Origin of the sequence: Candidatus Methanocrinis alkalitolerans, assembly GCF_029167205.1 — an archaeon.
Classification (GTDB): Archaea; Halobacteriota; Methanosarcinia; order Methanotrichales; family Methanotrichaceae; genus Methanocrinis; species Methanocrinis alkalitolerans.
Map to the genome: position 1 here is coordinate 1 of NZ_JARFPL010000062.1, position 7329 is coordinate 7329.

10 protein-coding genes are annotated in these 7329 nt (G+C 56.1%); 8 read left to right on the top strand and 2 right to left on the bottom strand.

Going from position 1 to position 7329, the window contains the following annotated elements; genetic code table 11:
- Positions 1 to 188: 188 nt before the first annotated feature.
- Entirely contained in the window at positions 189 to 512 is a 324-nt protein-coding gene (locus tag P0O24_RS11955; RefSeq protein WP_316969985.1) for a hypothetical protein, read from the bottom strand.
- A 294-nt stretch (positions 513 to 806) separates the two neighbouring features.
- Between P0O24_RS11955 and P0O24_RS11960 the strand changes: the two genes are divergently transcribed.
- The 4 genes from P0O24_RS11960 to P0O24_RS11975 all read left to right on the top strand — a co-directional run bounded on the left by P0O24_RS11960 (position 807) and on the right by P0O24_RS11975 (position 2808).
- Positions 807 to 986, top strand: a complete 180-nt coding sequence (locus tag P0O24_RS11960; protein ID WP_316969986.1) for a hypothetical protein — start codon at positions 807 to 809, stop codon at positions 984 to 986.
- Between the two features lie 159 nt (positions 987 to 1145).
- Positions 1146 to 1355 (top strand): hypothetical protein, encoded by a 210-nt coding sequence (locus P0O24_RS11965; RefSeq protein ID WP_316969987.1) that lies wholly within the window; start codon positions 1146 to 1148, stop codon positions 1353 to 1355.
- A 163-nt stretch (positions 1356 to 1518) separates the two neighbouring features.
- Positions 1519 to 2541: a ParB/RepB/Spo0J family partition protein gene (locus P0O24_RS11970; RefSeq protein ID WP_316969988.1), complete on the top strand. Its 1023-nt coding sequence runs from the start codon at positions 1519 to 1521 to the stop codon at positions 2539 to 2541.
- A gap of 69 nt (positions 2542 to 2610) precedes the next feature.
- Positions 2611 to 2808 carry a hypothetical protein gene (locus tag P0O24_RS11975; RefSeq protein WP_316969989.1) on the top strand — a complete coding sequence of 66 codons (198 nt, stop codon included), beginning with the start codon at positions 2611 to 2613 and terminating at the stop codon, positions 2806 to 2808.
- A gap of 380 nt (positions 2809 to 3188) precedes the next feature.
- Here P0O24_RS11975 and P0O24_RS11980 read toward each other — a convergent pair whose 3' ends face one another.
- Positions 3189 to 3419 (bottom strand): hypothetical protein, encoded by a 231-nt coding sequence (locus P0O24_RS11980; protein WP_316969990.1) that lies wholly within the window; start codon positions 3417 to 3419, stop codon positions 3189 to 3191.
- 3 nt (positions 3420 to 3422) lie between these two features.
- Between P0O24_RS11980 and P0O24_RS11985 the strand changes: the two genes are divergently transcribed.
- The 4 genes from P0O24_RS11985 to P0O24_RS12000 all read left to right on the top strand — a co-directional run bounded on the left by P0O24_RS11985 (position 3423) and on the right by P0O24_RS12000 (position 7263).
- The gene (locus tag P0O24_RS11985) at positions 3423 to 6416 is read left to right on the top strand and encodes a radical SAM protein (RefSeq protein ID WP_316969991.1); all 2994 of its coding nucleotides are present in this window, start codon (positions 3423 to 3425) and stop codon (positions 6414 to 6416) included.
- Between the two features lie 259 nt (positions 6417 to 6675).
- Complete coding sequence (locus tag P0O24_RS11990; protein ID WP_316969992.1) at positions 6676 to 6807, top strand: hypothetical protein; 132 nt, start codon at positions 6676 to 6678, stop codon at positions 6805 to 6807.
- Positions 6804 to 6950, top strand: coding sequence for a hypothetical protein (locus P0O24_RS11995; RefSeq protein WP_316969993.1), 147 nt, complete (start codon positions 6804 to 6806; stop codon positions 6948 to 6950). Before P0O24_RS11990 ends, P0O24_RS11995 begins: the two co-directional genes overlap by 4 nt.
- 46 nt (positions 6951 to 6996) lie before the next feature.
- Positions 6997 to 7263: a hypothetical protein gene (locus P0O24_RS12000; RefSeq protein ID WP_316969994.1), complete on the top strand. Its 267-nt coding sequence runs from the start codon at positions 6997 to 6999 to the stop codon at positions 7261 to 7263.
- Positions 7264 to 7329: the final 66 nt, after the last annotated feature.

Genomic DNA, 7329 nt, shown 5'->3' on the forward strand with positions numbered 1-7329 from the left:
CCGGAGAACCCGGTGGTCGTGCTGGTGGGGCCGTTTTGGTGGATATTTCGACCTTTTCCTACGACCACCAGGTTCTCCCCGGTGGTTCTATGATATCTCACATCCAAACCTGGATAATATCATAGAATTAAACCGGGGTGAAAGGGTCCGGGCTCTCCACCCTTCCGGCGGCGGTGGAGATGGGGCGGTCACTTCTTCGGCGGGACGAGAGGGCCGGGGACGAAGATCCCTCTCTCCTCCCTGTCCAGGAACCTTTCGATTATAGCGGCGTCGTTGAAGTACTGATCGTCTGGTTCCAGAACGCCTCTCTTTCTGGCATCCCTGGCCCAGTTTACCATGGCAGCGAAGCCTTCAACATCTTTTAACCTCTCCGTCAAATCGTGGTGGATGAAGTAGAGGAAAGGGAGCCGGTGGCGAGGGGCCGGGGGGACGGGCTCTCCTCGAATGATCTTATCCCATCTTGATGGGTCCAGCTCCGAAGGTTCGGCGGTTCTTCTCGTTATGGCGTTCATCCGTGGGCTTCTGAGTACTTCCAGTCGTTTATCGAAGGTGGAGCGTTTGCACGGGGATATCTGGCTGAAGATCGCCGAGGCCGTCCGGGTTCTGGGGGAGAGCGTAAAATATCCTCGGTAAAGATGGGTTATGATCTCGCGATCAATCGGGTTTTTGAATGTGAAATTAATATATTCTTCTACCTTATCCGTAATGACCACCGCCAATAGATACTTGTTGTAATAGTATATAAAGGATTTTACAAGAAGTATAACATGGGAAAGATTAAAATACTCTCTCGCCTAGATCTAATCATGGCAAGACCTAGGCTCAAAAGGTATACGGATAACATTAGTATACTTTTAAAGGAAGAGGAGAGGGCTACTCTTGGCCGTCTGTCAGAGGAGAGGCAGCAGACGATAGCGGAAATCATGAGAGAGTACATGTATCGAGGATGGAAAGAGGACGGCGTAAAAGTGGAGAAAGTTTTATGAGTGAAATAGGAAAAGCGGCCGCGGGGCCGGGAACCCAGCGCGGCGAAGACAATCGGACACCTTGGGAGGTATCCAGAATTGAATTCAACTTATGAGATTAAAAACATTGCGGCCCCCAGGGTCAGATTGACAGATTTGCGCGAAAAGCCACCGATCATTTTGGCCCCGTGGGAGGAAGTCGTCGGCACCATCCATGCCATCGATCACGAAGGTGGCGCCGTCGTCGCGACGATCGGGGCGATGAAGGTCATCCTGCCCCCAGAAATGGCGGAGATGCTAGAACCTCTCCTCGGGCAACGAATCGCGACCATCCGGGTGGATGACACTGGCAGGCCCTATCGGGTTCGGACTTTTCGGAGGTCAGAATGATGATCGACCGATGCGAATCCTGCGACCACGAGACGGACGACAGCTGCGGGAGGCCTGAAATTTGTTCATACTGCGGAAACGGTTTTCGCTACTGTGATACGATGGTGGATACTGACGAGGGACCGATGCACCGAGACTGTAGCCGAGCTTGCGGGTGGTGGTGATGGCTAAACTTTCTTTGTCATCGATCACCCTGGACCCAGAGCTTCAACCCAGGACAACGATTGATCAGGCCACGATAGACGAGTACGCCGAAGAAATGAATTCGAGCGAGACGTTCCCGCCTATCATCGTATTCGACGACGGCGCGAAGAAGTGGCTTGCTGACGGCTGGCATCGGTATTTTGCGGCCCAAAAAGCAGGGCTTGAAGAGATCGACGTAGATCTTAAGATCGGATCTCGTCGGGATGCTCTCCTTTTCTCGATCTCTGCTAACGCTAAGCATGGTTTGCGAAGATCGATAGATGATAAACGGCGGGCGGTTCTGTCTCTGCTATCTGATCCTGAATGGGCGAAGCTATCAAATCGAGAACTGGCGAAGCTCGCGGGCGTCTCCCATGCAATGGTTAACAAATACCGCGGGGAGGCAGAAGGTGGAAACGTTTCCAGGTCCCCGATATCCGCGAAGGTCTTGGACTACTTCAGCGCGGGTGCGGGTCTGCCTCTGTTCAATGACTGGGACGGGACCCACGAGATTGCTAAATGGCTTCTTCCTGTTGCCCGGGACCTCGATGAAACCATAGACCATTTGGCAGATTGCGGGATCTCTCCAGCGGATCTGCGAAGCGGCAAAAGGTTGATGGGGGCGACACCAGATGGGGAGGGCGACTTCTCCTATATGATCAGCCTCCACCCCCACCCGGAGCCGTTCAACTTCTGGGTGGAGATTTTCGAGTTTTGCGGTGACCCCCTGGCAGAGTCGTCGTGCGGGACGGCGACGGCGTATAAAAAGGCGGTTACGCTTGACCGTATCTCCTTTATAATGGGGTGGGGGCGGGAACGTTCGCTGCGGGGGCTGTGCGCGGCTCGGCTATCCGATTTTACAGCGTGGGTGACGTGCGATGATGACGCGGAACCGTCTTACGTTCCACCGTTCCGGGACGAGTATCCCGAGATATTCAATCAGTCGGATATCGAGATGCAGGATCAGCTTGAAGCGAAGAGGATAGCTGCGCAGGGGTGGTAGTGACCGATGGACGAGATGGACCTTAAAATGATTAGGACTATCAAGTCAATCCACCGCCGGGGGTGTCGGTTGTGGTCCTATCGGATCGCATTATTCGCCGACGTTCCCATCGACGACGTAACCGACTGGCTCCACAAACACGGAGTATGGTTCCAACGGCGCGGGGTCCGACAGTGGGGCGAGTGGGTGGTTGAGCATCCGATTGCCTTTGAGCCGGTCCGGTCGGAGCTTGAGGGGATCTTCAGGGAGGCGGCGTTTACATGGTGACTCCTCCGAGACCGGAGGCCCTGGAGGTCCGGCCGCGACATATCCCACAGGCTTTGAAGTCGGTTCCCGGCTGGCTTCTGTGGAGATATGAGATCCGAAACGGAAAATGGACCAAGCCGCCGGTCAACGTGGACGGCGTGAAGATCGACGAGGGCGCCCCGAAGAACTGGACCGACTTCTCGACGGCCCTCCAGGCCTACCAGGGGGGCGACTTTGACGGTATAGGTATCTCCCTCAACGCTATGCCCAAACTGGCCGGGGTGGACTTGGATCATTGCGTCCAGGACGGGAAAATCGAGCCCTGGGCTTTGGCGATCATCGACGAGCTGGGCGGATATGCCGAGGTCTCGCCGAGCGGGACCGGCGTCCGGGTCTTTGGGTTAGGAAAGCTGAGGAGAGAGGGGCGGAAAAGAGGCAATATCGAAGTTTACAACTCCGGCCGGTATCTGACCTGCACAGGTCACAGGCTGGATGGATCGGCTTTCGATCTTTTGGACTTCGACGAGGCCCTGGATGAACTCCACCGTCGGATCTGGCCGGAGGGGAAGAAGGAGTCCACCCCCCACGACGAGGGGGGCGAGGTCGGCGAGGATCTGGCCGAGAGGTTCCAAGCCTTGCTTGAAGCAGATCCAAAATTTAAAGATCGGTTCTACTCGCCGGCGGCGGTGGGGAATAGATCGGATCATGAATTCCATCTCTGCGCGCGGCTGTGGGAGGAGGGGTTCAACTTCGATGAGATATGGAGGCTGATGGACTCCTCTCCACAAACGAAGTGGCGGGAACGGGACGACACGTACAAGGAAGGGACCATCTGGAAAGCGATAAGCGCGGCGAGATCGTCCGAGAAGGACCGGGGCCGGGGGGAACGATCCGCCGGCGATGTCAGGGTGGAGAGGGGCGCGTATGTCGCCGATCTCCCTGGCGGAGAGAGGCTCCGGGTATCGTGTAAGAAGGAAAATTGGTTCGTCGAAGTGAGCGGCGGGACGTTCAAGCCCGCTCAGATCTCCGATAAGCCGATCTGGTTTGATAACCGAAAATGGGAGAAGCTCCCCGAAAAGATGGGGATCGACCCAGATCTATGGGACCAGATCCGGGGCGACGTGCGAAGGCTGGAGGAGCGGCGACAGGCTGATGAGAAGGCCAGAGCCGAGGAGGAGGGGGGCGGGGGGCCGGCGACAGATCCCGACGTGATAAAAGAGGCAGATAAGATCCTCTCGGCGGGGCTGGCTTTTGAGCACCTATACGACGTTTGGCAATCCCGCCACCTAGGGGATGCGAAGGTAGGTAAAGCTCTTCTCGGCGGCTTCGGGGCTCAAAGGTGCGTTAGTACTTCGGGGATTCATATCCAAATCAACGGGCCGAGAGAGGCCGGAAAATCTCACAGCGTGGAGGTGGCGGTTGACCTCCTCCCCCCAAGGCTGGTTATGATGGGGTCCATGTCGAATATGACCCTATACTATGATGCTGAGAACATGCCAGCGGGGGCGGCGGTCTCCATCGACGACATAACGTATACTGAAACCTTCGGAGCGGTCCAAAAGCGATGCACAACAGGGTTTCAAACCGGCGCCACCCATCGATCTGTTGTAGATTCGAAGGACGGTAAAGTTGTAAAGAAGTTTACAACTAAGCCGAGAATGGCATTTTATACGACGTGCGTTGACCGCCAACAGGACGAGCAACTTAGGAGCCGGATATGGTCGATAGATGCCGACTCCTCGCCGGAACATAAACAAGCCGTGATAGATTTTCGAAAGCGGAAAGACGCGGGGTTACTCTTCGATCCGGCCGATGAGGAGCGAAAGACGGCGGTATGTAGGGCGATCTTCGAGGACCTGGACTCACATCTATTCGATGTCGTTATACCCTTCGCCGAGAGGCTGATAACGAGTCCGGGGCTTGATGTGCGAAGCTACAACGTGATTAGCGACCTCACAAAGTCATTGGCCGTTTACAGGTATCGGGTCCGAGAGAAGGACGACCGGGGCCGAGTCCTGGCGACTGAGAAGGACTTTTTCGATGCGAAGGCGATCTTCGACGCGACAGAGGGCCATTCAGATATCAAGTTTACAGATGCAGAGCTGAGGGTCCTAGAGGCGCTGATAGATCTCGGTTTCAAGGCATCGATGTCCGATCTATGCCGCAAAACGGGTCTCCAGAATTCCCGGATCGATGAGATCCTTAAAGGCAGGGGCAAAGGGGAACAAAAACGCCACGGTTTGATGAGTAAAGCCCCTATAACCAGGGAGCAAGAGTCTGATTCGTGGGTCTATGACTATGACCCTGAAACACGGGAATCAAAACGAAAGACGGTTACTCAATTCATCTACTACCTTGCTCCGAGTTTCAGGTTACAGGGCTACAAATCCCTGATAAAACTGGAAACCGATAACGGGGGCGAGGTTTCCGGGGCTTTCCGTAGGGTTTCCGTAGTGGTTTCCGTAGATGATACCGATAACAATAAAGAGGTTTCCGGGGTTTCCGTAGAAAAAACAAGGGAGGGGGAGGATAGTATACCACCCCTACGGGGGGATGTGGGGAAGGATAGAAAAGATATTTCTCCTAATACAATTCCCGGAAAAACTACGGAAACCCCGGAAAGCCCGAGCCCGTTAGCGGTTCCCACTACGGAAACCTCACCGGAAACCCCCGGAAAGGTACGGAAACCTCCAGAGCCGAAGGGCGACGAGGGGGAGAGGCTGAAGCTGAGGGCGATTTATCGCCCCAAAGGCGCGGCGGCCGAATACGCAAAATACGCGTTGAATCTTTACCGGGGCTGTGGGCATGGGTGCGTCTATTGCTATAATAAGGACCTGTTCAACGGGAACCCATCGGACCGGGTTAATAAATCCTCCCTGGATGCTATCGGGGCCGATCTTCAGGATATGGACGCGGCGGGGGAGAAGGGGCCGGTTCATCTGTCTTTCGTCGGCGATCCCTGCGACCTGACGAGGGGCGAGGACGACACGCGGGCGGTCCTGGAGCTATTCCACAAGTCAAAGGTCAACTTCCAAGTCCTGACGAAAGGCGGGACGAAGGCGGCGCGGGACTTCGACCTCTATCGGCCGGGGGATCTCTTCGCGTGTACTCTGACCTTCATCGACCCGGAAAAGTCGAAGACCTGGGAACCTGGGGCGGCGTTGCCCGACGACAGGCTGAGAGCCTTGGAGGAGGCCCACAAGAGAGGTATCGAGACCTGGGCGAGCTTGGAGCCGGTGATCGAGCCTGAGGAGACCCTGGAGCTTATCCGGCGATCTCACAAGTTCGTAGACCATTTCAAGGTCGGTAGATGGAACCACGATAAGCGGGCGGATGAAATCGACTGGCATAAGTTCACCGCCGAGGCCGTGGCGTTGCTGGATAGTCTCGGATGTGACTATTACATCAAGGACGGCCTCCGGCGCTATCTCCCCGCCGAACGTTCGGCGCCAAAAAAGGACGATATCGAGGAGGGCCGGGTCTTCGGACTGACCCATGCCTATTATCGAGACCTTCAGAGGCAGACCGGCGGGCTTTCGATCAAGGTCCTTATGGATAACCAGGGATGGGACCGGGACCGGGCCGATATAGCGATGGGACTGCTGAGGGTCGCGGGGGTGGTCCTGTGAGACAGGCCGATCTCTTCAATTTTGCTGATGGGTCCCTCCCTCCCCGTGGCGGCGATGAGGGCGACGAGGTAGATCTCCCCGTCGTCCCGGGGGGCCGGCGTTGTGCGAGGTGTGGCCGTCCTTTGGGCCGCGGCGGTCTATGGGTGTGTGGGTGGGGCGCCTGTTGCTGGAGTTGTTATCATGATAAGTCCATTGGCCGACGGGACCGTCGGGGCGATTTATCGAGCGATGCGAGCGGCGAGCGAAACACGGGGTACAATTGGCGGCGGTGAGCATGTCGAAGGCGGATTTAGAACGGCTTTGGGAAAGGGTGGAGTCCATCAGGGAGGACCTGGCGAGCCTCGCCGACGAGATCGCCAGGCTCTACGACGACGAGGAGGGGCTGCGATGAAGGGCGACCTTCTTCTCTTCCTCTTGATCGGGTCGGCCATCCTCTCGGCGCTGAATCTGCTGCTGGTGGCGTTACTCTTGATCCCCCGGCGACCACCGAGGCCCTGGCCTCTTCCAGGCGATAACCCCGACGAGGATGACTGACCCCCCCCGGGGGCTGGTGTTCAATTTCATTACGTGGTGTTGATATATGACCAAGAATAATAATTTCAAAACGCGAGGCGTGACCCTCAAAACGCCCGCAGACGTGAGGCGGATCACCCAGCGGGTGATCTCCGACATTTTCCGAGAACAAAGTCAGATAGAACATGCTGGAAAGATCAACCAGCTTCTAATGACATGGCTAAAGGGCTGGGAGCTAGAAAAACTTTCCGACGTAGAAAAGAGGCTTGCTGTACTCGAAGAAGACGTAGCAAAAAATAAGGAGGCTAGACGTGACAGGCCGGGCCGCTATTGAGAGAAGGCTGTCCGAGCTTGAGGCTAAAACGAAGCCCAAACGGATCGAGACGCTGGCCGATTGGGT

What these genes read in the sequence shown, in the direction of transcription:
- P0O24_RS11995 (WP_316969993.1), top strand. Translation starts at nt 6,804, where the DNA reads ATGAAGGGCGACCTTCTTCTCTTCCTCTTGATCGGGTCGGCCATCCTC.
- P0O24_RS11970 (WP_316969988.1), top strand. Translation starts at nt 1,519, where the DNA reads ATGGCTAAACTTTCTTTGTCATCGATCACCCTGGACCCAGAGCTTCAA.
- P0O24_RS11955 (WP_316969985.1), bottom strand. Translation starts at nt 512, where the DNA reads ATGAACGCCATAACGAGAAGAACCGCCGAACCTTCGGAGCTGGACCCA.
- P0O24_RS12000 (WP_316969994.1), top strand. Translation starts at nt 6,997, where the DNA reads ATGACCAAGAATAATAATTTCAAAACGCGAGGCGTGACCCTCAAAACG.
- P0O24_RS11960 (WP_316969986.1), top strand. Translation starts at nt 807, where the DNA reads ATGGCAAGACCTAGGCTCAAAAGGTATACGGATAACATTAGTATACTT.